This is a genomic window from Cytobacillus dafuensis (assembly GCF_007995155.1).
GTDB lineage: Bacteria > Bacillota > Bacilli > Bacillales > Cytobacillaceae > Cytobacillus > Cytobacillus dafuensis.
Map to the genome: position 1 here is coordinate 1,361,818 of NZ_CP042593.1, position 22,119 is coordinate 1,383,936.

At 39.3% G+C, this 22,119-nt stretch carries 19 protein-coding genes, 2 rRNA genes and 1 pseudogene; 14 read left to right on the forward strand and 8 right to left on the reverse strand.

The window, feature by feature from the left end:
• The first annotated feature begins 26 nt into the window (after positions 1 to 26).
• Positions 27 to 827 (forward strand): recombination regulator RecX, encoded by an 801-nt coding sequence (recX, locus tag FSZ17_RS06510; protein ID WP_057774925.1) that lies wholly within the window; start codon positions 27 to 29, stop codon positions 825 to 827.
• Between the two features lie 136 nt (positions 828 to 963).
• On the opposite strand, the gene FSZ17_RS06515 is transcribed toward recX, so the two are convergent.
• Positions 964 to 1,641, reverse strand: coding sequence for an SDR family NAD(P)-dependent oxidoreductase (locus FSZ17_RS06515; protein ID WP_057775410.1), 678 nt, complete (start codon positions 1,639 to 1,641; stop codon positions 964 to 966).
• 148 nt (positions 1,642 to 1,789) lie between these two features.
• On the opposite strand from FSZ17_RS06515, the gene FSZ17_RS06520 reads away from it, so the two are divergent.
• Positions 1,790 to 2,104 carry a YfhH family protein gene (locus tag FSZ17_RS06520; protein ID WP_057774923.1) on the forward strand — a complete coding sequence of 105 codons (315 nt, stop codon included), beginning with the start codon at positions 1,790 to 1,792 and terminating at the stop codon, positions 2,102 to 2,104.
• 114 nt (positions 2,105 to 2,218) lie between these two features.
• Here FSZ17_RS06520 and FSZ17_RS06525 read toward each other — a convergent pair whose 3' ends face one another.
• From FSZ17_RS06525 to FSZ17_RS06535, 3 genes are all read right to left on the reverse strand, one after another.
• Complete coding sequence (locus FSZ17_RS06525) at positions 2,219 to 2,362, reverse strand: YpzG family protein (protein ID WP_082625339.1); 144 nt, start codon at positions 2,360 to 2,362, stop codon at positions 2,219 to 2,221.
• Positions 2,363 to 2,386: 24 nt separating this feature from the next.
• Positions 2,387 to 2,557 carry a small, acid-soluble spore protein K gene (locus tag FSZ17_RS06530; protein WP_057774920.1) on the reverse strand — a complete coding sequence of 57 codons (171 nt, stop codon included), beginning with the start codon at positions 2,555 to 2,557 and terminating at the stop codon, positions 2,387 to 2,389.
• A 178-nt stretch (positions 2,558 to 2,735) separates the two neighbouring features.
• Entirely contained in the window at positions 2,736 to 3,716 is a 981-nt protein-coding gene (locus FSZ17_RS06535; RefSeq protein WP_057774917.1) for a metal-dependent hydrolase, read from the reverse strand.
• A gap of 571 nt (positions 3,717 to 4,287) precedes the next feature.
• On the opposite strand from FSZ17_RS06535, the gene mutY reads away from it, so the two are divergent.
• Entirely contained in the window at positions 4,288 to 5,355 is a 1,068-nt protein-coding gene (gene mutY / locus FSZ17_RS06540) for an A/G-specific adenine glycosylase (protein ID WP_185150704.1), read from the forward strand.
• A 625-nt stretch (positions 5,356 to 5,980) separates the two neighbouring features.
• Here mutY and FSZ17_RS06545 read toward each other — a convergent pair.
• Positions 5,981 to 6,172, reverse strand: a complete 192-nt coding sequence (locus FSZ17_RS06545; protein ID WP_057774912.1) for a hypothetical protein — start codon at positions 6,170 to 6,172, stop codon at positions 5,981 to 5,983.
• Positions 6,173 to 6,328: 156 nt separating this feature from the next.
• Between FSZ17_RS06545 and fabL the strand changes: the two genes are divergently transcribed.
• The 5 genes from fabL (at position 6,329) to FSZ17_RS06570 (ending at position 10,570) form a co-directional block, all read left to right on the forward strand.
• Positions 6,329 to 7,078, forward strand: coding sequence for an enoyl-[acyl-carrier-protein] reductase FabL (fabL, locus tag FSZ17_RS06550; protein WP_057774908.1), 750 nt, complete (start codon positions 6,329 to 6,331; stop codon positions 7,076 to 7,078).
• Between the two features lie 127 nt (positions 7,079 to 7,205).
• Positions 7,206 to 7,406: a gamma-type small acid-soluble spore protein gene (locus FSZ17_RS06555; RefSeq protein WP_057774906.1), complete on the forward strand. Its 201-nt coding sequence runs from the start codon at positions 7,206 to 7,208 to the stop codon at positions 7,404 to 7,406.
• A 258-nt stretch (positions 7,407 to 7,664) separates the two neighbouring features.
• Positions 7,665 to 7,916, forward strand: coding sequence for a YgaB family protein (locus FSZ17_RS06560; RefSeq protein WP_057774903.1), 252 nt, complete (start codon positions 7,665 to 7,667; stop codon positions 7,914 to 7,916).
• A 278-nt stretch (positions 7,917 to 8,194) separates the two neighbouring features.
• Entirely contained in the window at positions 8,195 to 8,725 is a 531-nt protein-coding gene (gene ntdP / locus FSZ17_RS06565; RefSeq protein ID WP_057774901.1) for a nucleoside tri-diphosphate phosphatase, read from the forward strand.
• A gap of 96 nt (positions 8,726 to 8,821) precedes the next feature.
• The gene (locus FSZ17_RS06570; protein ID WP_057774898.1) at positions 8,822 to 10,570 is read left to right on the forward strand and encodes an ABC transporter ATP-binding protein; all 1,749 of its coding nucleotides are present in this window, start codon (positions 8,822 to 8,824) and stop codon (positions 10,568 to 10,570) included.
• An 84-nt stretch (positions 10,571 to 10,654) separates the two neighbouring features.
• Here the strand turns inward: FSZ17_RS06570 and FSZ17_RS06575 are convergent, their stop codons facing one another.
• Both FSZ17_RS06575 and FSZ17_RS06580 read right to left on the reverse strand, forming a co-directional pair.
• Entirely contained in the window at positions 10,655 to 11,725 is a 1,071-nt protein-coding gene (locus FSZ17_RS06575) for an FUSC family protein (protein ID WP_057774895.1), read from the reverse strand.
• Between the two features lie 298 nt (positions 11,726 to 12,023).
• Positions 12,024 to 13,319 (reverse strand): glutamate-1-semialdehyde 2,1-aminomutase, encoded by a 1,296-nt coding sequence (locus FSZ17_RS06580; protein ID WP_057774892.1) that lies wholly within the window; start codon positions 13,317 to 13,319, stop codon positions 12,024 to 12,026.
• A 411-nt stretch (positions 13,320 to 13,730) separates the two neighbouring features.
• Here FSZ17_RS06580 and FSZ17_RS06585 point away from each other — a divergent pair, with 411 nt between their 5' ends.
• The 3 genes and pseudogenes from FSZ17_RS06585 (at position 13,731) to perR (ending at position 15,616) form a co-directional block, all read left to right on the forward strand.
• Positions 13,731 to 14,141, forward strand: a complete 411-nt coding sequence (locus FSZ17_RS06585; protein ID WP_057774889.1) for an ion channel — start codon at positions 13,731 to 13,733, stop codon at positions 14,139 to 14,141.
• A gap of 66 nt (positions 14,142 to 14,207) precedes the next feature.
• Positions 14,208 to 14,685, forward strand: a pseudogene (gene bcp, locus FSZ17_RS06590) (thioredoxin-dependent thiol peroxidase).
• 493 nt (positions 14,686 to 15,178) lie between these two features.
• The gene (perR, locus tag FSZ17_RS06595; protein ID WP_185150673.1) at positions 15,179 to 15,616 is read left to right on the forward strand and encodes a peroxide-responsive transcriptional repressor PerR; all 438 of its coding nucleotides are present in this window, start codon (positions 15,179 to 15,181) and stop codon (positions 15,614 to 15,616) included.
• Positions 15,617 to 15,722: 106 nt separating this feature from the next.
• Here perR and FSZ17_RS06600 read toward each other — a convergent pair whose 3' ends face one another.
• Positions 15,723 to 16,070, reverse strand: coding sequence for a YgzB family protein (locus tag FSZ17_RS06600; RefSeq protein WP_057774882.1), 348 nt, complete (start codon positions 16,068 to 16,070; stop codon positions 15,723 to 15,725).
• A gap of 155 nt (positions 16,071 to 16,225) precedes the next feature.
• Here FSZ17_RS06600 and FSZ17_RS06605 point away from each other — a divergent pair, with 155 nt between their 5' ends.
• From FSZ17_RS06605 to FSZ17_RS06615, 3 genes are all read left to right on the forward strand, one after another.
• A complete protein-coding gene (locus FSZ17_RS06605; RefSeq protein ID WP_057774879.1) occupies positions 16,226 to 17,101 on the forward strand; it encodes a nucleotidyltransferase-like protein in 876 nt (291 codons plus the stop codon).
• Between the two features lie 262 nt (positions 17,102 to 17,363).
• A 16S ribosomal RNA gene (locus FSZ17_RS06610) occupies positions 17,364 to 18,914 on the forward strand.
• A 215-nt stretch (positions 18,915 to 19,129) separates the two neighbouring features.
• Positions 19,130 to 22,064: ribosomal RNA gene (locus tag FSZ17_RS06615) — 23S ribosomal RNA — on the forward strand.
• The 16S and 23S rRNA genes sit together here, the layout of an rRNA operon.
• The last annotated feature ends 55 nt before the right edge of the window (positions 22,065 to 22,119 follow it).

A 22,119-nucleotide genomic window follows, 5' to 3' on the forward strand; every position in this document is an offset into this window, starting at 1 on the left:
GTTACATTAAAAGTGAGGTGACAATCATGCCTATTATTACAAAAATATCTGTACAGCAAAAAAAAAATGACCGTTATAATATTTTTTTAGATGAAAAATATGCCTTTAGTGTTGATGAAGACGTATTGATTAAGCATCAGTTGAAAAAGGGAATGGAGGTAGATGAATTTTCTCTTTCAGAGATTGCTTATCAAGATGACATCCGTAAAGCCTACAACACATCTATCCAATATTTATCAAGAAGGATGAGATCGGAAAAAGAAGTTCGCCAGTATTTAAAGGAAAAAGAAGTGGATGAAATCATTGTGCAGGAAGTAGTTCATAAATTATATGAGTATCGCTTTTTAGACGATAAAGAGTTCGCCATTGCATATGTTCGAACACTCATGAATACGACAGACAAAGGGTCAGGATTGATACGTGGGGAATTAAGAGAGAAGGGTATTTCAGAGCAGCTGATTAATGCAGCATTACGGGAATTACCTTACGAGAAAGAATTTGAGGCAGCCATGAAGCTTAGCTACAAGTTTGTCCAAAAAAATAAAACGGATTCTTCTCGTATCATGAAGCAAAAGCTTGAACAAATGCTTATGAGGAAAGGGTATTCACATGAACTCATTCAAGCTGTTGTTGCTGAATCTGAAATAGATAAAGCAGAAGATGTAGAAATGGACGCACTACGAAAGCATGCAGAAAAAACACATCGCAAATATTCAAATCTCATCAATTCTTATGAATATGAGCAAAAAATGAAACAGGCCTTATATCGTAAAGGATTCTCGATCGATTTAATTGAAAAGATTATTCATGAATATAAAGATATATAAAAAAGGGGCTGCCCAAAAGCAAAGATGTCAGGCACCACGAGCAATATCTAATATCGATAAGAAAGTACGATACTAGATGTTGTGTATTAAGTGGATGCCAGACACCTTATGGGACAGCCTCATTTCATGGTGCAAATTACTTTCCCTTTGATTCAATAATAATCGTTTCCTGATCCATGTTCGCCAAAATGATTGTAGCAATTTCCTCAGGTGATCGCAGACGTGATTTGTCTTGAATATGATCGTTTTGATCCCAGAAAGGCGTATCCATACCACCCATATAAACAGCTTTTATTTGAATGCCTGAATTCTCATATTCCTTTTGCATGCTTTCAGTAAGTCCCCGAACTGCAAACTTACTTGCACAATATCCTGCCTCTTTGGCTTTGCCTTTAAGTCCAGCCGTTGAAATGATATTCATGATCAATCCTTCGCTTTTATTTTTTTTAGACGAAAGAAAGGTCTGTGACATGTTAATGGTTCCAAATACGTTTGTGAGCATCATTTCTTCAATCTCTTTTATAGTCAATTGTTCAAATGGACCAAAGTGACCTATTCCAGCGTTATTAATCAAACCAAAAAGGTCAAATTTGCTATTCGCTTCATTCATAAACTCCTGAATAGCAGATCGATTCGTAATGTCTACTAAAAAGGAATCGGCATGGCCGTTATTTGCGACGATTTGTTCCTCTACAGATTTTAGCTTTTGCATTGTTCTTCCTGTCAAAATAATATGATATCCTTTAAGTCCAAAGGATAGGGCTAATTCCTTTCCTAAACCTGAACCTGCTCCTGTAATAATGATTGATTTCATTTTCGTTTTCACACCTTTTAATAACATCTTGAATCATATTGTATCAAATTAATGAAAGATTTCCTTCAAACTTACTCCTTTTCTTAAAGATCTTTTTTCAATATACTTTTACTTATAGTAAATGTACATGTTAGGGAAGGTGAATGATTTGCAAGAGAAAAGATATAGTGATATGACTTCTTATGAACTTCAGCAGGAAATTTCTCAACTGAATGAAAAGGCAAGGAAGGCAGAACAAATGGGAATGGTGAATGAGTTTGCTGTTCTTGAAAGAAAAGCAGTGATGGCAAAAGCTTATTTATTGAATCCTGATGACTATAAAGCGGGAGATATTTACGAAATTGAGGGAGCACCAGGCGAATATTTTAAAATTGATTATATGAATGGTGTTTTTGCTTGGGGGTTTCGTTTGAAAGGAAGCAATGGTGAAGAAGCTCTTCCTATCTCGATGTTGAAAAAATAATTAGAAAAACTAGGCATTCGCCTAGTCTTTTCAGCGAATACCTAGATTTTCTTATGCGATCTTATAAGCAGTAAATTTTAGCTGAGAAAGAGGATGGCGCCATCCTCTTTCTGCTTAAGATCTTCTTCTTGTCGTGGCTTCTAAAATAATGAGGTCTTGAGTAAGCTGTGTTTCTCCGTTAACCTGTGAATGGGAACGTTTTGGCCGATACCAAGGTGCTTTGACTTTTGAATTAAAAAAATTCTTTGGTTTTGCCATCACAAAGCCTCCTCATGTATTCATTTAAAATTCAGGTGTATCGCTATCTCGGTTTGTTGATGCACGCATACGTTCTTGAGGGTGTGTATTGGTTGTTCCATCCGCTCTTTTGGAAGCATATTCAGCTTTTGCTCGTGGTTCACCCTCGAATTTATTATTATTCTGATTTGGGAAGTTCGTTACCTTATTACGCATAATATAGCCGCCTCCTACCCCCAAAATAAAAAAGCGTGAATAGCAAGCACGATGAGTTATTGCTATTCACGTATATATAGTATTTGTTTTTCTTCGTACAGTATAATGGTTAGTAATTGGAAAAAAGGGAACAAGCCGACTCTAATGGTTTGTTCCCTTTTTTAGCTTGTAAAAAAAGTTAACTAGGTAAAATATCAAGCTTTTTTCTTAACTTTTCTTCACTAAAAATCCAACCTGTATAGGAAGTTAAAATTTTTAAATCAGTGTCTAGCTGAACAACGGCAACAAATGGATAATAGTCATTGCTGCGGTAGCGGAGGTCAATAAAGCGAACCTCATAGTAATCATCATATTCATCGATTTCCCACCGGTAAACAGGGGAAAATGATAAAAAAGCAGAAAGGTTTTTATCCTTTTTTGCCGCATCTAAAATAGGAATCTTAGGTACAGGCACACGGTCAAATTGATCAATAATTTCCACATCTGAATTTAGGGCGCGACCAACAAAAAATTGATGCCTGTTCATGACGGCAATTCGCCATTTATTATTTTTCATTGTAGGAGCAATGATGATTTCAGTGGCGTCAGGAATCATCCTTTTAACTTCTTTATAAACTTTACGCTTTTCTCTAAATCGGAGCACATAATAAAAAAACAAAATGGCATAAATAGCAATAAAAATATATCCGGGATTTGCACCAAAAGCCCATATTATTAGTCCGATAATATGAATTCCAAATATATAAGGATCAAAGGTATTTATAACACCTAATGCGACCCATTTCGATGAAAAAGGTCTTAATGCTTGTGTTCCGTAAGCATTAAATATATCAACAAATACATGCAGGAAAACAGCAATAAATGTCCACATCCATAAATGGAACAGATTTGCTTCAGGGAAGAATGGATAAATGACAGCAATAATGGCTAATGGCCAAAGTAGAACAGCGGGAATAGAATGCGTGATCCCGCGATGGTTTCGTATATAGACAGCATTACTTCTAAGCTTCAAGATGGTGTCGACATCTGGTATTTGTGAACCAACGATCGTCCCAATCATAACACTAGTTGCGGTAGCAGAATTTTCAGCTACTACAGGATCAAGTGTTGCTATACCAGCTAGGGCAAGACCCATGACAATATGTGTACCGGTATCCAAGAGGAATAACCTCCTTATAGAAATTCTTTCTATATTAATTTTAGTCCTATTTATCTTGTTCCACCAGTTAAAAATAGGTTACATTTATAAGAGTTGTTAAAATTGAAGAAAAAAGTTCATAGGCTTGTGCATATTTAGGAAAAAAATTCAATTTATTCTCCTGCGAACTAAAAATTAAAATGATAATCATATTTTCTCATTTAAACAGTTGTTTATCCTAACAAAGGAAAACAAACTTTTTTTACCTAACAGGAAAGTTTAAGTTTATTAACGTACTAAAGTAAAGTGTGTTCACAATTAAATGTCTGCTAATAAGATCGCATAGAAAAACTAATGCATTCGCCAAAAAGGACTTGGCGTACACCAAGTTTTTCTAAGCTAACAGGAAAGTTTAATTTTATTAACGGACTAAAGTAAAGTGTGTTTTCGATTAAATGTCTGCTAATAAGATCGCACAAGAAAAACTAAGGCATTCGCAAAAAGGGCTTGGCGAACGCAAAGTTTTTCTAATTGAAATCTTCATGGAGGAAAAGCGTTGGATAAAAAGAATCAAATTGATCAACTCAATAAAATGAATATAAATAACTTTCAGCATGATTTAATTACATGGTTTGACGCTGAAAAAAGGGACTTGCCATGGCGAAAGGATCAGGATCCATATAAAGTTTGGGTATCGGAAATTATGTTGCAGCAAACACGTGTAGACACAGTTATTCCATATTTTCAGCGATTTATAGAACAGTTTCCGACGATTCAGGCATTATCAGAAGCGGATGAAGAAATAGTGTTAAAAGCTTGGGAAGGACTTGGGTATTATTCTCGGGTAAGAAATCTCCAATCTGCCGTAAAGGAAGTCCATGAAAATTATGAGGGAAAGGTACCTAATAACCAAAAGGAGATTTCTTCTTTAAAAGGAGTAGGCCCCTATACGGCAGGTGCTATTTTAAGTATTGCTTACGGCCTGCCTGAACCGGCTGTTGATGGTAATGTTATGCGGGTACTCTCAAGAATATTATCCATTTGGGATGATATTGCTAAACCATCTACAAGAAAGATTTTTGAAGAGGCGGTAAGACAACTAATTTCCCATGATAATCCATCGTATTTTAATCAGGCACTAATGGAGCTTGGCGCATTAATTTGTACACCAACTTCACCAAGCTGCCTATTATGCCCAGTTCGTGAACATTGCGATGCTTTTCATAAAGGGACTCAAAACGAGCTTCCTGTGAAAACGAAAAACAAAAAAACACGTCATGTACGGATAGCAGCTGCGGTATTAACAGATAAGGATGGAAGGATACTTATTCATAAAAGGCCTGACACAGGACTATTAGCAAATTTATGGGAATTCTTAAATATAGAAGTCATGCTCCCGTTTGAACATGAAAAAGATCAATTAAAGAATACATTCAAAATCGATTATGATGCAGACGTTCAAATAGATGAGATGATCGGTCAAATTGAGCATATATTTTCCCATTTAACATGGAATATCAATGCGTATAAAGGACGTATTCATTCGATTGAAAAAGAAACAGAGGAATTAAAATTCGTAACGATAAGTGAAATAAAGCAGTATGCATTCTCCGTTTCACACCAAAAGATTCTAAAAAAGTACAAAGAGAGTCTGACATAAAAAAGAAGGGGCTAATTCTCTAGTGTGGTTTAATTTTGAGAGAATTAAAGGCTCTCATGAGACCGCTTTATTTTAGTTTCCTTTGGTGAGTGGTCTCATAAGTGTTTCATGAGACCACTTTTTGTTAATTATCATTGGTGAGCGGTCTCATAAGTCTTTCATGAGACCGCTTTTAGCAAATTTTGATTGATGAGTGGTCTCATAAGACTTACATGAGACCACTTTTTGTTAATTTTGATTGATGAGTGGTCTCATAAGTGTTTCATGAGACCACTTTTTGTTAATTTTGATTGATGAGTGGTCTCATAAGTGTTTCATGAGACCACTTTTTGTTAATTTTGATTGATGAGTGGTCTCATAAGACTTACATGAGACCACTATTTGCAAATTTCCTTTGGCGAGTGGTCTCATAAGCCTTTCATGAGACCGCCTTTTGCAAATTTCCATTGATGACTGTTCTCATAAACCTTCCTCTTAACAAAAAAACATCACATAAGTCGATTTTTCCAACTTTGTGATGCTAATTTCTAAATATAAAATATGAACTAAAGACAGCGCTATTTAATTTATAGAGGTTTTTATCGCAAATTAAAGGGGCTAAAGAGCCCCATAAGGAAGATGCATTTTATTCTCTAGTATTCCTTAATCCCCCACGGTTTTGGATTTCCTCCACAATTTCTCTTTGAATCGATTGCCCCTCCGCATTCAAATAAGGAACGATCTGCTGGAAGGAATGGTGAAAATAGGTTAGTTCATGATCATTCCAGTCTTTTTTTGATATCATTGAAAGTTCTGTCATGTCTCGACCATTATACATAATTCTCTTCCTTTCATAACTCCCTTATATGTATTGTTTGAAACGGATTGCTAGATATACATGAAAAAGATAAAATGTTAAGCAATCGAGGAAAAAGCGGTTCATATAAATATTTATCATTTCTAGTGCAATCGCTAAAAGAAAGGATTGTTAATAATGACACAAAAAGTAGCATTAATAACTGGAAGCAGCAGAGGAATTGGAAAAGCAACAGCCTTGAGATTAGCAAAAGAAGGCTATGATATCGTTATCAATTACGCAAGAAGCAAAACAGCAGCTGGGGAAGTTGCCGCTGAAATTGAAGCAATGGGCAGAAAGGTTTTAACGGTAAAGGCAAATGTTGGGGATGTTGAAAAGATAAAATTTTTATTTCAAGAAATCGAAAGAGAATTTGGACGTCTAGATGTATTTGTCAGTAATGCAGCTTCAGGAGTTCAGCGACCTGCGATGGAGCTGCAGGAGTCACATTGGGATTGGACAATGAATATTAATAGCAAAGCATTACTATTTTGTGCACAAGAAGCAGCTAAGCTAATGGAAAAAAATAATGGAGGTAAAATTGTAAGCATCAGCTCTTTAGGTTCCATTCGGTATTTAGAAAATTATACAACCGTTGGGGTTTCTAAAGCAGCATTAGAGGCTTTAACGAGATACTTAGCTGTTGAACTTGCCCCTAAGAATATTATCGTGAATGCTGTTTCCGGTGGAGCTGTAGATACGGAAGCATTAAAGCATTTTCCAAATAGGGAAGAAATGCTTGCTGAAGCAAAAACCAAAACACCTGCTGGAAGAATGGTTGAAATAGAGGATATCGTAAATGCCGTAATGTTCTTATTGGCAGATGCATCAAGTATGATTCGCGGTCAAACAATCATTGTTGATGGAGGCATATCATTACTTGTATAAAAATATAAGAGACTTGGCCCCCTGATTGAGGTTTCTCTTTACATAAATTTTCTTTGCCCTAGTTTTTTAAAATCTAAGGATAATATTTCTGCGCTTGGATAAATTAAAGAGCGTGGAGGTGATAAACATGGCAAAACAACCAAATCAATCAATGGCTGGAACTAACATTCAAGAAGTAAGACAACAAAATGCTCAATCAGCTGGTGGTGTTACTCAAGGCCAATTCGGGACTGAGTTCGCTAGTGAAACCAATGCTCAACAGGTAAAACAACAAAACCAACAAGCTGAAGCAAAAAAAGCCCAAAACTCAGGTCAACAAGGCCAATAATACTTACAAAGAAGGTGCTCCTCATTCGAAAGGGCACCTTCTTTTTTGGTTAAAGCATAACTTTGTTTGATTTTAAAGAACAACCTTCTCGTCGTCCCGTCATAAAGCTACCTTGATCTTTACACGAACAATCTGATTTTGATTCTTGCGCTTTTCTTTTCGACAAAACTTCTATCTAGTCTACAGAAGTAGTCAAAGGGTTCGTAAAGTTATGAGCGAATACATAGAGATGAATAATGAATGGGACGGTGACAAGGGATGAAAACCTTTAACTCTTTAGTATCTGAGCAAATGCAAACAATGGAAAAACTATTATTTCTCCAAAGTGAGCTTGAGCGTTGTGAGGAATTAGAAGAGGAATTAAATTCTATACAGCAGGAAACAGAGCTAGAAAGTATTCAAATTGAAATTGCCAATTTGAAGAGAGAATTAAAAGAAATTCATCTATTATTTGAGAACCAGACAGAAGAAGTCATTCGTTCCTATGAAAAAGTAAAAGTAAATGTATAATAAAAATTCACTTCATATAAATTTTTCTTAAGGCCATTGATGTTTTTCAATGGCTCTTTGTTTTAAAATTTGCTATTAACCGTTATAATAATAGAAAAAGGATTCGTTCTTTGTTGCCTTTAGTCAATTGAAAAATTAAAGGGGATTATTGTTGGGATATTAAAAATGGACGATTTCGTCAAAAGTCGATAATCTCACGTTTCTAAAAAAAGATACGCAGCGTTTTTCTTATTTGAATAGGTTGCAAAGCCCGGTGAAATGAAAGTAGGGGAAAAAGAATGGCCGTACCCAGAGAAGGAGAACCAGTACAAATCCATAGCTATAAACATAATGGGCACATCCATCGGGTCTGGGAGGAAACAACTGTATTAAAAGGGACTCAAAATTTAGTAATTGGCGGAAATGACAGAACTGTTGTAACAGAATCGGATGGAAGAACATGGGTTACAAGAGAGCCGGCAATTTGTTATTTTCATTCCCAATATTGGTTTAATGTGATTGGGATGATTCGGGAAGATGGGATTTATTATTATTGTAATTTGAGCTCTCCATTTATTTTTGATGGGGAAGCAGTGAAATATATTGATTATGATCTTGATATTAAAGTGTTTCCTGATATGACTTTCAATTTACTAGATGAGGATGAATATGAAAGACATCGTTTGGAAATGAATTATCCAGAGCCCATTGACCGGATTCTAAAATTCAATGTAGATCAATTAATTCATTGGATCCGCCAAAAAAAAGGTCCTTTTGCACCCGATTTTATTGATATTTGGTATGAAAGATATCTTACATACAGACGATAAAAAAATGGATGGCTACCATAATTAACGCCTGTTGACGTTGTATCAACAGGTTTTTATATGGCCAAAAAGAGGAAAGTGTTAAGAGGGGGAAAAAAGTTGGGCAGCATCCGGCGTTACATGCATTTTGTTAAGCCTTATCGCCTTCAAATAATAGTAACAATCATAATTGGAATCATAAAATTTGCGATTCCGCTATTGATTCCGCTATTAATCAAATTTGTCATTGATGATATTATAGGAAATCCTGATTTAAGCAGTGCTGATAAGACAAGCAGCTTATTGAAAATGATGGGAATAATGATTTTTATATTTGTTGTCATTCGTCCTCCAATAGAATATTATCGACAATATTTTGCACAATGGGTAGCTAGCAAAATTTTATTTGATATACGAGATAGGCTATTTACGCATATACAAAAGCTAAGTTTTAAATATTATTCTAACACAAGAGCTGGAGAGGTTATTTCTAGAGTTATTAATGATGTTGAGCAAACAAAGACGTTTGTCATAACTGGACTAATGAACTTATGGCTTGATATTGCCACCATTGTAATTGCAGTGGTGATAATGATGCAAATGGATATGACATTAACGATCGCATCGTTAATTCTTTTTCCGTTTTATGGGTTTTCAGTGAAGTATTTTTTCGGTAATTTAAGAAAACTAACAAGAGCACGGTCACAGGCACTTGCAGAAGTTCAGGGCTATCTACATGAACGTGTTCAAGGAATGGCTGTAATCAAGAGCTTTGCCATTGAAGACTATGAACAAACCCAGTTTAATAAGCAAAACGGAAATTTTTTAATTAAGGCTATCGATCAGACGAAATGGAATGCAAAGGCATTTGCTGTTGTAAACACAATAACAGATATCGCACCTTTACTCGTCATCGGCTATTCAGGTTACCAAGTTATTCAAGGAAACCTCTCTATGGGAACGATGATGGCTTTCATTGCCTATATCGATAAATTGTACAGTCCTCTTAGAAGACTAGTAAATTCATCCACAACACTTACACAATCGATCGCTTCGATGGACAGGGTGTTTGAATTAATTGATGAGAAATATGATATTGATGATTCTCCAGATGCTACTGAATGCACAAATATTAAAGGAGATATCAATTTCGAGCAGGTTAGCTTTGCTTACGATGAAAAGGAAGATCTAGTATTAAAAAATATTTCTCTTCATGTAAAAAAAGGAGAAACGATTGCGCTTGTTGGAATGAGCGGCGGTGGAAAATCATCACTAGTAGGATTGATTCCTAGGTTTTATGATGTAACAAAAGGGAGAATATTATTAGACGGGAAAGATATCCGTTCATTTAAGGTAAGATCTTTACGGGATAAAATCGGGATGGTTTTACAAGATAATATTCTTTTCAGTGAATCAGTCAAAACCAATATTCTCTTAGGGAAACCGGATGCAACAGAAGAAGAGGTCATTGCAGCGGCCAAGGCTGCTAATGCTCATGAGTTTATTATGAACTTGCCAAATGGCTATGACACAAAGGTTGGAGAACGTGGAGTGAAGCTCTCTGGGGGGCAAAAGCAAAGGGTAGCCATTGCAAGAGTATTTTTAAAGAACCCGCCAATTTTAGTTTTAGATGAAGCAACATCTGCCTTAGATTTAGAGAGCGAACATTTAATACAGGAAGCACTCGAACAGCTTGCGAAAGATCGGACTACCTTCATTGTTGCCCATCGGCTTTCAACCATTACACATGCAAATCGCATTATTTTAATTGAGCATGGTGAAATTTCAGAAATCGGAAGTCATGAGGAGTTAATGAAGAAACAGGGGAATTATTATAAGTTATTCCAAGTACAGCAGCTTGAGAATTAAATTAGGGGCTGTCTCATAGACCGAATTTTCGGCTTTGAGACGCCCCTTCTTTTTCAAGAGCAAATTTGCATTTCTAATGACAGATCACTTTTCAATTGTTACTTCATTAGACTTTTTATGATAGGTTTGAAAACTAGTAATTAATTTATCAAGGTGTTCAACTTGTTCATTATAGTCAATAATGGTTGCGATGATCTGCATCGTATGGGATAAAATCGCTTCATCTTCTAATTTAGCTTCTTTTTGCTGTGAAAAGAAAAGATTGAAAAGCTCTTTTCTATTTAGAAAAATGTCACCTTCTTCAAAAACCACCTGTGGACGTACTTTTCCAATAAATTTCAACATAACATGCTCGTGATAATGAATCAGACAATCTAGCTGCTGCTGAACAACATATTGAAAGTCTGCTGGCATTTCCTGAAGATCATTTTCAAAGCGATGCAATTTTCGTAACGTATCTAGTGATCTTTTTTCTGTAGATATCATTTGGCGATAAATAACAAGCTTTCGTGACTTAGCTATCGTATCTTTTTTGAAATAATTTCTTTCTTCCTTATACATTAAATATAAATGATCAAGGCTTCTGATTGTTTCTTTCATTCTACCTATATCGTTTTTCAATAATTTATGTTCAGAAGCATGTCTTATTGTTAATCGAATCCATTTCGTTGTTTCTTCTGTAATGTCTGACAGTTTAAAGTATAGCTTTTTTTCATATCTAGGCGGTAAGAATAGAAGATTAACGATAAAAGCAGAAAATACCCCTAACATAATAGTAGTAAATCGGAGAAGCGCGAATTGGATAAAGGTATCACCAGGCGTTTCCATAATGGCGATCATTGTAACAAGTGCCAAACCAATTGTATTTTCAATTTTAAGCTTTAGGTTAATCGTTATGACAACAATAGCTGCCAATCCGATGATGAATATATGATTACCAAATACAAGAACAAACACAATTGCGATAATGGCTCCAATTGCATTCCCTTGCACCTGTTCGATAATTGACAAGAAGGATCGATAAATAGTCGGCTGTATTGCGAAAATAGCAGCAATAGCTGCAAATACAGGTGATGGCATCTGAAATAATTCAGCTAAAAATAATGATAGAACAATTGCGATTCCCGTTTTCAAAATGCGGGCGCCAAGCTTCATACTAATTTGTTTCCTTTCTTTCAGAAGAGCTTTCCTCTGTTTGTATTATGAGTTTAAGAACACTTATTGTAACATATCTAAATACGAAAAATGATTGAAATCGTTTCATAGTGGAATTGTTCGATGACATGAATGTACTATACATGGATATATAAAGAAGTACAATGGGATTTTACTAAAATTTTTAACAAATTGGTTAATCCTGTGTGGCTCTTCTGAAAGATAGAATAAAACAATTTAACCAATAGAAAAAGGAGCGAATAATCGCTCCTTAAAATCGTATTAAATATAATAGGAATTATGCATCTTTTAATGCTTGAAATGCATTGTTTACTGCCTGAATGGTTGCTTGAATGTCATCTTCTGTATGGGCAATGGTAATGAACCATGCTTCATATTTCGAAGGGGCTAGATTGATTCCTTGTTTAAGCATGAGTTTGAAGAATTTCGCAAACATTTCTCCATCCGTATTTTCTGCTTGTTCATAGTTTTCAACTTTTACATCTGTAAAATAGACGGTTAAAGCTCCTTTTAAACGATTTATCGTAATTGGAATATTATTCTCTTTAGCAGCAGCTTCGATACCTTCTTCAAGCATAGCACCTAATTGATCAAGGTATTCATAAACACCCTTTTGCTTCAGAACTTCAAGGCATGCAATACCTGATAAAATAGATGCTGGGTTTCCTGCCATTGTACCTGCTTGGTAGGCTGGACCTAACGGAGCGACTTTTTCCATAATTTCTTTTTTACCGCCATAGGCACCAATTGGCAATCCTCCGCCAATAATTTTCCCCATTGCAGTTAAATCAGGGGTTACTCCTAAAAGATCCTGTGCTCCGCCATACATGAAGCGGAATGCGGTTATGACCTCATCATAAATAACAAGTGCACCTGCAGCGTGTGTCAATTCATTTACTTGCTCGAGGAAGCCCGGTTTTGGTTCAACAATTCCGAAGTTCCCTACGATTGGCTCTACAAGAACTGCAGCGATTTCGCTTCCCCATTTTTCTAGTGCTTCTTTAAATGGCTCGATATCATTAAATGGAACTGTAATGACTTCCTGAGCAATACTCTTAGGAACACCAGCGGAATCTGGAGTACCTAGTGTTGAAGGACCGGATCCTGCGGCAACAAGAACAAGGTCAGAATGTCCGTGATAGCAGCCCGCGAATTTTATAATTTTATCTCGTCCCGTATAAGCACGTGCTACTCGTATCGTTGTCATAACTGCTTCCGTTCCAGAATTCACGAATCGTACCTTTTCTAATGCTGGCATAGCTTCCTTTAGCATTTCGGCAAATTTCACTTCATGTGGAGTTGGTGTTCCAAAAAGTACGCCATTTTCAGCAGCAGTCTTAATCGCCTCTGTAATATGCGGATGTGCATGTCCAGTAATAATTGGTCCATATGCGGCTAAATAATCGATATATTGATTTCCATCTACATCCCAAAAGTACGCTCCTTGCCCTTTTTCCATGACGACAGGTGCTCCTCCACCTACTGCTTTATATGAACGAGAAGGGCTGTTTACCCCACCTACAATATGTTCAAGCGCCTGCTTATGTATTCGCTCTGAATTGGTAAATTGCATATATAGATCCTCCTTTAATGATCGGAAATAGAGTTTTTGCAACCTTTATTATATTACCATGTTTTATTGAATGGATGCTTTGAACTTTTTGCGAGATTGAGAATTGTCTAGCGCTTGCGCTTTTCTTATAATAAAGTATAACTTTTCTGAGTTAGAGAAATGTCTAGCTCCAGCGCCTACCCCCGACGTACAGGACGTACTAGTGTCGGCAATGCGACAGGACGTCGCGTTTTTGTCGACCTCGAGGTCACAAGCCAATCCTCCCAGAAAGGTAAAGAACACCTTTCCGTGAGGCTCGTCTTGTGCTTGTCGGGGGTGATCAAGGCGCTTGCGCTTTTCTTTGACAAGCTGTCATACCATTTGCTCATAAGGCGTATAGTATAACAGATGAGAGAGAAGAGAGGGAGTGTAATGGTTTTTTATATATTCCTAGTACTTATCGTTTTTTGTATGATTATGAGTTTGAGAACCTTATTTATACCTCACCGATTAAAAGGAAAGAAGCTTTCATTTGAAAACTTTATGTATCTTGCATTCATATATGTAACTGTCATGCTTGGGTTCGGACTAATATATATCCTCCTGGAATTTAATGGGTATCCCGTTTTTATGGATGGGACGATTGGTTTTGATGAAAATTTTCTTAGTCAATTAGAAACAGGATTTTATTTCAGTGCAGTTACACTATTCTCAGTAGGATATGGTGATATTGCACCTATTGGAATTGGAAGAATGATCTCAGTGCTTGAGGCATTGATTGGTTATACCATTCCGGCTGCTTTCGTTTTTAGAGCAGTGTTTGATATAGAAAATAAATTGTAGGATTGATAAGTTGAGTTTCCATTGAAAATTGGATAGGCTTAAGAAAAAGTCATTGGAGGGATTTCGATGTCAGTTACTTTAGGAGAATTGGCTCCAGATTTTACGCTTTTTGCAAGTACAGGCGAAGCGGTTAAGTTGTCCGATTATCGTGGAAAAAATGTCGTTCTTTATTTCTATCCAAAGGATATGACACCTGGTTGTACAACCCAAGCTTGTGATTTTAGGGATCAGCATGATCGTTTTTCAGAAGTGAATGCGGTTATCATTGGAATAAGTCCAGATCCAATAAAACGGCATGAGAAATTTATCGAAAAATATGATTTACCTTTTATCCTGCTTGCAGACGAGGAACATAAGGCTGCAGAAGCATTTGATGTCTGGAAGCTTAAGAAAAATTTTGGGAAAGAATATATGGGGATTGAACGCAGTACTTTCATAATTGATAAGGACGGCAAGCTAGTAAAGGAATGGAGAAAGGTTAAAGTTAAAGGTCATGTTGAAAGAAGCGCTACAATATATTCAGGAAAATCTTTCATCATTTTAAATTGCAGCCATAATAGACTTTTAGTTTTTGCCTATTTTTTTATAAACAAGGCTTCTGTCCATTCATAAACCAAAGTTTTGAATATCATTTAATTAGGGCATACCTCCTCAGATAAATGATAAAGCGGATCTTAATGATCCGCCTTTTTTCTTTGGTTAGTTTGTAAGGCGTACCATGGTAAATATGAAGCTTCGAATAAAACCTCTGCAAAAAGACCGCATAAGAAACACTAAGCATTCACTGGATAGACTTAGCGAAAGCCAAGTTTTTCAAAAGGAGGTTTTTAAACACACTTAACATTCATATATTTAAAACAAGAAAGTTGATGTAAAGAAGGGGGTTTGTAAACGAAACTTCAATGAAAATGAATGATAATTTGAATATCTCTTTAATGTATTGTAGGTTGTAATGTTGACAAAAGTAGCAAGTAGTGAGTAAACTAATTATAAAGATTATAAAGTAATAATTCTTGTTAGAAAAGAGGTGCATGGCGGTGGCGCATATTCAATTAAAGGAAGCGTTGGATACTTTAAAGGATACCGGAGTTCGCATAACACCACAGCGTCATGCGATACTTGAATTTTTAATAAACTCTATGTCGCACCCAACTGCAGATGATATTTATAAAGCTCTAGAAGGAAAGTTTCCTAATATGAGTGTGGCAACAGTTTACAATAATTTAAGAGTATTTCGTGAGGTTGGACTTGTTAAAGAATTAACCTATGGAGACGCATCAAGCCGATTTGATTTTGTCACAACACATCACTATCACGTGATCTGTGAGAAATGTGGTAAGATTGTTGATTTTCATTATCCAGGACTTGATGAAGTTGAGCATTTAGCCTCTCATGTGACAGGGTTTAAAATAAGCCATCATCGTATGGAGATTTATGGAACCTGCCCGGATTGTGCTAGTAAAGAAGCGCACTAATATTAATATGCTCAAACTAAAACTAAGCTGGTGGCCAAGTTGCTGACAGCTTATTTATTTTTCATGGGCTTTTTGTGAAAAATAAAACTCGGCCTATTGCCGAGTTTTATTTTTTCTTCTTGTTATATTTTTCGTCGAATTCCATGCCCTCTAAGTTTTGATCAAGTGTTAAAGGCTCTTTACAATACATGCACATATCTACACGCCCAAGCATTTTTGTGTGTTTACCACAATTTGGACAAGCTACCTGTACCGTTTTCGTTGAAAGCATCCCAATCCAAAAATATACTCCAGTGCTTGCAATAATAAAGAGCAATCCCAAAAGCATAAATATTGTCATAGCAAGAGGGGAATTTCTAAAGAAGATACCTATGTACATGACAAGAAAACCAACAAATATTAAACTAAGGGCAAATGATCGTATTTTATTAATTTTACTAGAATATTTAGCCATCCTTGTCCCTCCTAAGGATTAACTATATCATAACGGTTGTTAGATGATAAACAAAAATTAAAGTTAATAAAAGTTATCCTTTTCTCTCTACTTAAGGAGGATTATTTAAAAAAATTGTCGAACATATAGTTAATCAAGAATATGGAGGAATGATAATGGAAGACATTCTCCGGCCTATTTACCAGGAACGGGCAAGTCAAGCGAACACCCTAGGGGTTTTAATCATTAATAAGCAACAAAAAAACACTCCAGCTACTGACACGTTTGATGCAATCCTGCTTATTCTCGTGAAGGAAGCTGAATCTCCTGTATTTGTTAAGCATTATTCTTATAATGATAAGAAAGCTGCTTTATATATGGTTACAGACCAACAGCTACATGAATGGCTTTTGCTAGGATCTAACAAGAAAATTTTTGATTGGTTATATAATGGAAAAATATTATTTGAACGCAATGAATATATACACGATCTAAAAACAGAGTTAAGGGAGTTCCCTTTTAATGGGCGGAAGATGAAAATGGGAATAGAATTTGCCAAATTAATTCGCCGCTATATGGACGGAAAAGCATTTTTTGAAAACGGACATTATCTAGATACATATAATCATGTTGTCCACTCTCTTCACCATCTTGCAAGACTTGCCATTATTGAGCACGGTTTTCATCCAGAGGTTACCGTTTGGCAGCAGGTAAAGCAGATTGAACCAGAAATATTAAAGTTATATGAAGAACTGGTGAATAGTCATGAGCCATTAGAGAAAAGATTAGAACTGCTCTTCCTAGCAAGTGAATTTTTAATCCATTCAAAAACGAAAAGTGGAATCAGTCACTTTGTTGATGTGCTATCAGAAAAAGAATTTTGGTCCATTAGTGAGTTGATGAAACACGAGGAATTGTTATTCTATTCTGTTGATCTAGGCATGCTTCTTGAATATTTAATTGATAAGCATGTTGTTGAAATAGTTAATATTGAAACAAAAGGTCAAGATATTTTTCATCGCTACTATAAACTTGGAAAAAAATTATCGTAAAAAAACAAAAATGTTATTGACCTTTTTATTAATAATTGTTATATTAATATCCGTCGCTGCGATTTGTACGCATATACAAAGAGCTGATGGCGGATATTCTTTATAAAAAGTGTTGACATTAACAATGACAACATGTTATATTAGAAAAGTCGCTTCTGAGCGATAAATAAGAAAATTTGTTCTTTGAAAACTGAACGAACAAAAACGTCAACGTTAATTCTAAGTCTTTTTATAAGACATTTTTAAGAGCTAATCTTACTCTTTATTGGAGAGTTTGATCCTGGCTCAGGACGAACGCTGGCGGCGTGCCTAATACATGCAAGTCGAGCGGACTTGTGAGAGCTTGCTCTCGCAAGTTAGCGGCGGACGGGTGAGTAACACGTGGGCAACCTGCCTGTAAGACTGGGATAACTTCGGGAAACCGGAGCTAATACCGGATAATTCTTTTCTACACATGTAGGAAAGCTGAAAGATGGCTTCGGCTATCACTTACAGATGGGCCCGCGGCGCATTAGCTAGTTGGTGAGGTAACGGCTCACCAAGGCAACGATGCGTAGCCGACCTGAGAGGGTGATCGGCCACACTGGGACTGAGACACGGCCCAGACTCCTACGGGAGGCAGCAGTAGGGAATCTTCCGCAATGGACGAAAGTCTGACGGAGCAACGCCGCGTGAGTGATGAAGGTTTTCGGATCGTAAAACTCTGTTGTTAGGGAAGAACAAGTACCGTTCGAATAGGGCGGTACCTTGACGGTACCTAACCAGAAAGCCACGGCTAACTACGTGCCAGCAGCCGCGGTAATACGTAGGTGGCAAGCGTTGTCCGGAATTATTGGGCGTAAAGCGCGCGCAGGTGGTTCCTTAAGTCTGATGTGAAAGCCCACGGCTCAACCGTGGAGGGTCATTGGAAACTGGGGAACTTGAGTGCAGAAGAGGAAAGTGGAATTCCACGTGTAGCGGTGAAATGCGTAGAGATGTGGAGGAACACCAGTGGCGAAGGCGACTTTCTGGTCTGTAACTGACACTGAGGCGCGAAAGCGTGGGGAGCGAACAGGATTAGATACCCTGGTAGTCCACGCCGTAAACGATGAGTGCTAAGTGTTAGGGGGTTTCCGCCCCTTAGTGCTGCAGCTAACGCATTAAGCACTCCGCCTGGGGAGTACGGCCGCAAGGCTGAAACTCAAAGGAATTGACGGGGGCCCGCACAAGCGGTGGAGCATGTGGTTTAATTCGAAGCAACGCGAAGAACCTTACCAGGTCTTGACATCCTCTGCCAACCCTAGAGATAGGGCGTTCCCCTTCGGGGGACAGAGTGACAGGTGGTGCATGGTTGTCGTCAGCTCGTGTCGTGAGATGTTGGGTTAAGTCCCGCAACGAGCGCAACCCTTGATCTTAGTTGCCAGCATTCAGTTGGGCACTCTAAGGTGACTGCCGGTGACAAACCGGAGGAAGGTGGGGATGACGTCAAATCATCATGCCCCTTATGACCTGGGCTACACACGTGCTACAATGGATGGTACAAAGGGCTGCGAGACCGCGAGGTTAAGCGAATCCCATAAAACCATTCTCAGTTCGGATTGCAGGCTGCAACTCGCCTGCATGAAGCCGGAATCGCTAGTAATCGCGGATCAGCATGCCGCGGTGAATACGTTCCCGGGCCTTGTACACACCGCCCGTCACACCACGAGAGTTTGTAACACCCGAAGTCGGTGGGGTAACCGTAAGGAGCCAGCCGCCTAAGGTGGGACAGATGATTGGGGTGAAGTCGTAACAAGGTAGCCGTATCGGAAGGTGCGGCTGGATCACCTCCTTTCTAAGGATATATAGAAGTATTTCATACTTCTTAAATAAGACGTTTCTTGTTCGTTCAGTTTTGAGAGAATAATCTCTCAAAACTTTTGTTCTTTGAAAACTAGATAATGAAATGAAGAAGAATAACCGAGTAATCGCCATTTTAGTTTTCTCTCTTATTTATTCATTGAGTAAGAGTACAAACCATGAGGACAACGTTAATCGTTGACCGAAGTAGGTTAAGTTAGAAAGGGCGCACGGTGAATGCCTAGGCACTAGGAGCCGATGAAGGACGGGACTAACACCGATATGCTTCGGGGAGCTGTAAGTAAGCTTTGATCCGGAGATTTCCGAATGGGGGAACCCCCTATCCGTAATGGGATAGGATCTTTACCTGAATACATAGGGTATTGAAGGCAGACCCGGGGAACTGAAACATCTAAGTACCCGGAGGAAGAGAAAGCAAACGCGATTCCCTGAGTAGCGGCGAGCGAAACGGGATTAGCCCAAACCAAGAGGCTTGCCTCTTGGGGTTGTAGGACACTCTACACGGAGTTACAAAGGAACGAGGTAAATGAACAGGTCTGGAAAGGCCGGCCATAGAAGGTAAAAGCCCTGTAGTTGAAACTTCGTTCCCTCCAGAGTGGATCCTGAGTACGGCGGGACACGTGAAATCCCGTCGGAAGCAGGGAGGACCATCTCCCAAGGCTAAATACTCCCTAGTGACCGATAGTGAACCAGTACCGTGAGGGAAAGGTGAAAAGCACCCCGGAAGGGGAGTGAAAGAGATCCTGAAACCGTGTGCCTACAAGTAGTCAGAGCCCATTAACGGGTGATGGCGTGCCTTTTGTAGAATGAACCGGCGAGTTACGATTACATGCGAGGTTAAGTTGAAGAGACGGAGCCGCAGCGAAAGCGAGTCTGAATAGGGCGAATGAGTATGTGGTCGTAGACCCGAAACCAGGTGACCTACCCATGTCCAGGTTGAAGTCCAGGTAACACTGGATGGAGGACCGAACCCACGCACGTTGAAAAGTGCGGGGATGAGGTGTGGGTAGCGGAGAAATTCCAATCGAACTTGGAGATAGCTGGTTCTCTCCGAAATAGCTTTAGGGCTAGCCTCATGTAGTAAGAGTCTTGGAGGTAGAGCACTGTTTGGACTAGGGGCCCTCATCGGGTTACCGAATTCAGACAAACTCCGAATGCCAAAGACTTATCCATGGGAGTCAGACTGCGAGTGATAAGATCCGTAGTCAAGAGGGAAACAGCCCAGACCACCAGCTAAGGTCCCAAAGTATACGTTAAGTGGAAAAGGATGTGGAGTTGCTTAGACAACCAGGATGTTGGCTTAGAAGCAGCCACCATTTAAAGAGTGCGTAATAGCTCACTGGTCGAGTGACTCTGCGCCGAAAATGTACCGGGGCTAAACGTATCACCGAAGCTGTGGATTGACATCTACGATGTCAGTGGTAGGAGAGCGTTCTAAGGGCGTTGAAGCTAGACCGTAAGGACTGGTGGAGCGCTTAGAAGTGAGAATGCCGGTATGAGTAGCGAAAGATGGGTGAGAATCCCATCCACCGAATGCCTAAGGTTTCCTGAGGAAGGCTCGTCCGCTCAGGGTTAGTCGGGACCTAAGCCGAGGCTGAAAAGCGTAGGCGATGGACAACAGGTTGATATTCCTGTACCACCTCTTTACCGTTTGAGCAATGGGGGGACGCAGGAGGATAGGGTAAGCGCGCTGCTGGAATAGCGCGTCCAAGCAGTTAGGCTGCAAGCGAGGCAAATCCCGCTTGCATAAAGGCTGAGCTGTGACGGCGAGGGAAATAAAGTACCGAAGTTCCTGAATCCACACTGCCAAGAAAAGCCTCTAGCGAGGGAAAAGGTGCCCGTACCGCAAACCGACACAGGTAGGCGAGGAGAGAATCCTAAGGTGAGCGAGAGAACTCTCGTTAAGGAACTCGGCAAAATCACCCCGTAACTTCGGGAGAAGGGGTGCTCATTTGGGTGAATAGCCCGGATGAGCCGCAGTGAATAGGCCCAGGCGACTGTTTAGCAAAAACACAGGTCTCTGCGAAGCCGTAAGGCGAAGTATAGGGGCTGACGCCTGCCCGGTGCTGGAAGGTTAAGAGGAGGGGTTAGCGCAAGCGAAGCTCTGAATTGAAGCCCCAGTAAACGGCGGCCGTAACTATAACGGTCCTAAGGTAGCGAAATTCCTTGTCGGGTAAGTTCCGACCCGCACGAAAGGCGTAACGATCTGGGCACTGTCTCAACGAGAGACTCGGTGAAATTATAGTACCTGTGAAGATGCAGGTTACCCGCGACAGGACGGAAAGACCCCGTGGAGCTTTACTGTAGCCTGATATTGAATTTCGGTACAGCTTGTACAGGATAGGTAGGAGCCTTGGAAGCCGGAGCGCTAGCTTCGGTGGAGGCATCGGTGGGATACTACCCTGGCTGTATTGAAATTCTAACCCGCACCCCTGATCGGGGTGGGAGACAGTGTCAGGTGGGCAGTTTGACTGGGGCGGTCGCCTCCTAAAAAGTAACGGAGGCGCCCAAAGGTTCCCTCAGAATGGTTGGAAATCATTCGAAGAGTGTAAAGGCATAAGGGAGCTTGACTGCGAGACCTACAAGTCGAGCAGGGACGAAAGTCGGGCTTAGTGATCCGGTGGTTCCGCATGGAAGGGCCATCGCTCAACGGATAAAAGCTACCCCGGGGATAACAGGCTTATCTCCCCCAAGAGTCCACATCGACGGGGAGGTTTGGCACCTCGATGTCGGCTCATCGCATCCTGGGGCTGTAGTCGGTCCCAAGGGTTGGGCTGTTCGCCCATTAAAGCGGTACGCGAGCTGGGTTCAGAACGTCGTGAGACAGTTCGGTCCCTATCCGTCGTGGGCGCAGGAAATTTGAGAGGAGCTGTCCTTAGTACGAGAGGACCGGGATGGACGCACCGCTGGTGTACCAGTTGTTCTGCCAAGAGCATCGCTGGGTAGCTATGTGCGGAAGGGATAAGTGCTGAAAGCATCTAAGCATGAAGCCCCCCTCGAGATGAGATTTCCCATAGCGTCAAGCTAGTAAGACCCCTGAAAGATGATCAGGTTGATAGGTTTGAGGTGGAAGCGTGGTGACACGTGGAGCTGACAAATACTAATCGGTCGAGGACTTAACCAAATTGATTACTCGAATTCTTCTTCTACATTATCTAGTTTTGAGAGAATAAAAAATT

Coding starts and splice junctions, on each gene's coding strand:
- recX (WP_057774925.1), top strand. CDS start 27: ATGCCTATTATTACAAAAATATCTGTACAGCAAAAAAAAAATGACCGT.
- FSZ17_RS06515 (WP_057775410.1), bottom strand. CDS start 1,641: ATGAAATCAATCATTATTACAGGAGCAGGTTCAGGTTTAGGAAAGGAA.
- FSZ17_RS06525 (WP_082625339.1), bottom strand. CDS start 2,362: ATGGCAAAACCAAAGAATTTTTTTAATTCAAAAGTCAAAGCACCTTGG.
- FSZ17_RS06530 (WP_057774920.1), bottom strand. CDS start 2,557: ATGCGTAATAAGGTAACGAACTTCCCAAATCAGAATAATAATAAATTC.
- mutY (WP_185150704.1), top strand. CDS start 4,288: ATGAATATAAATAACTTTCAGCATGATTTAATTACATGGTTTGACGCT.
- FSZ17_RS06545 (WP_057774912.1), bottom strand. CDS start 6,172: ATGTATAATGGTCGAGACATGACAGAACTTTCAATGATATCAAAAAAA.
- fabL (WP_057774908.1), top strand. CDS start 6,329: ATGACACAAAAAGTAGCATTAATAACTGGAAGCAGCAGAGGAATTGGA.
- FSZ17_RS06555 (WP_057774906.1), top strand. CDS start 7,206: ATGGCAAAACAACCAAATCAATCAATGGCTGGAACTAACATTCAAGAA.
- FSZ17_RS06560 (WP_057774903.1), top strand. CDS start 7,665: ATGAAAACCTTTAACTCTTTAGTATCTGAGCAAATGCAAACAATGGAA.
- ntdP (WP_057774901.1), top strand. CDS start 8,195: ATGGCCGTACCCAGAGAAGGAGAACCAGTACAAATCCATAGCTATAAA.
- FSZ17_RS06575 (WP_057774895.1), bottom strand. CDS start 11,725: ATGAAGCTTGGCGCCCGCATTTTGAAAACGGGAATCGCAATTGTTCTA.
- FSZ17_RS06580 (WP_057774892.1), bottom strand. CDS start 13,319: ATGCAATTTACCAATTCAGAGCGAATACATAAGCAGGCGCTTGAACAT.
- FSZ17_RS06585 (WP_057774889.1), top strand. CDS start 13,731: ATGGTTTTTTATATATTCCTAGTACTTATCGTTTTTTGTATGATTATG.
- FSZ17_RS06600 (WP_057774882.1), bottom strand. CDS start 16,070: ATGGCTAAATATTCTAGTAAAATTAATAAAATACGATCATTTGCCCTT.
- FSZ17_RS06605 (WP_057774879.1), top strand. CDS start 16,226: ATGGAAGACATTCTCCGGCCTATTTACCAGGAACGGGCAAGTCAAGCG.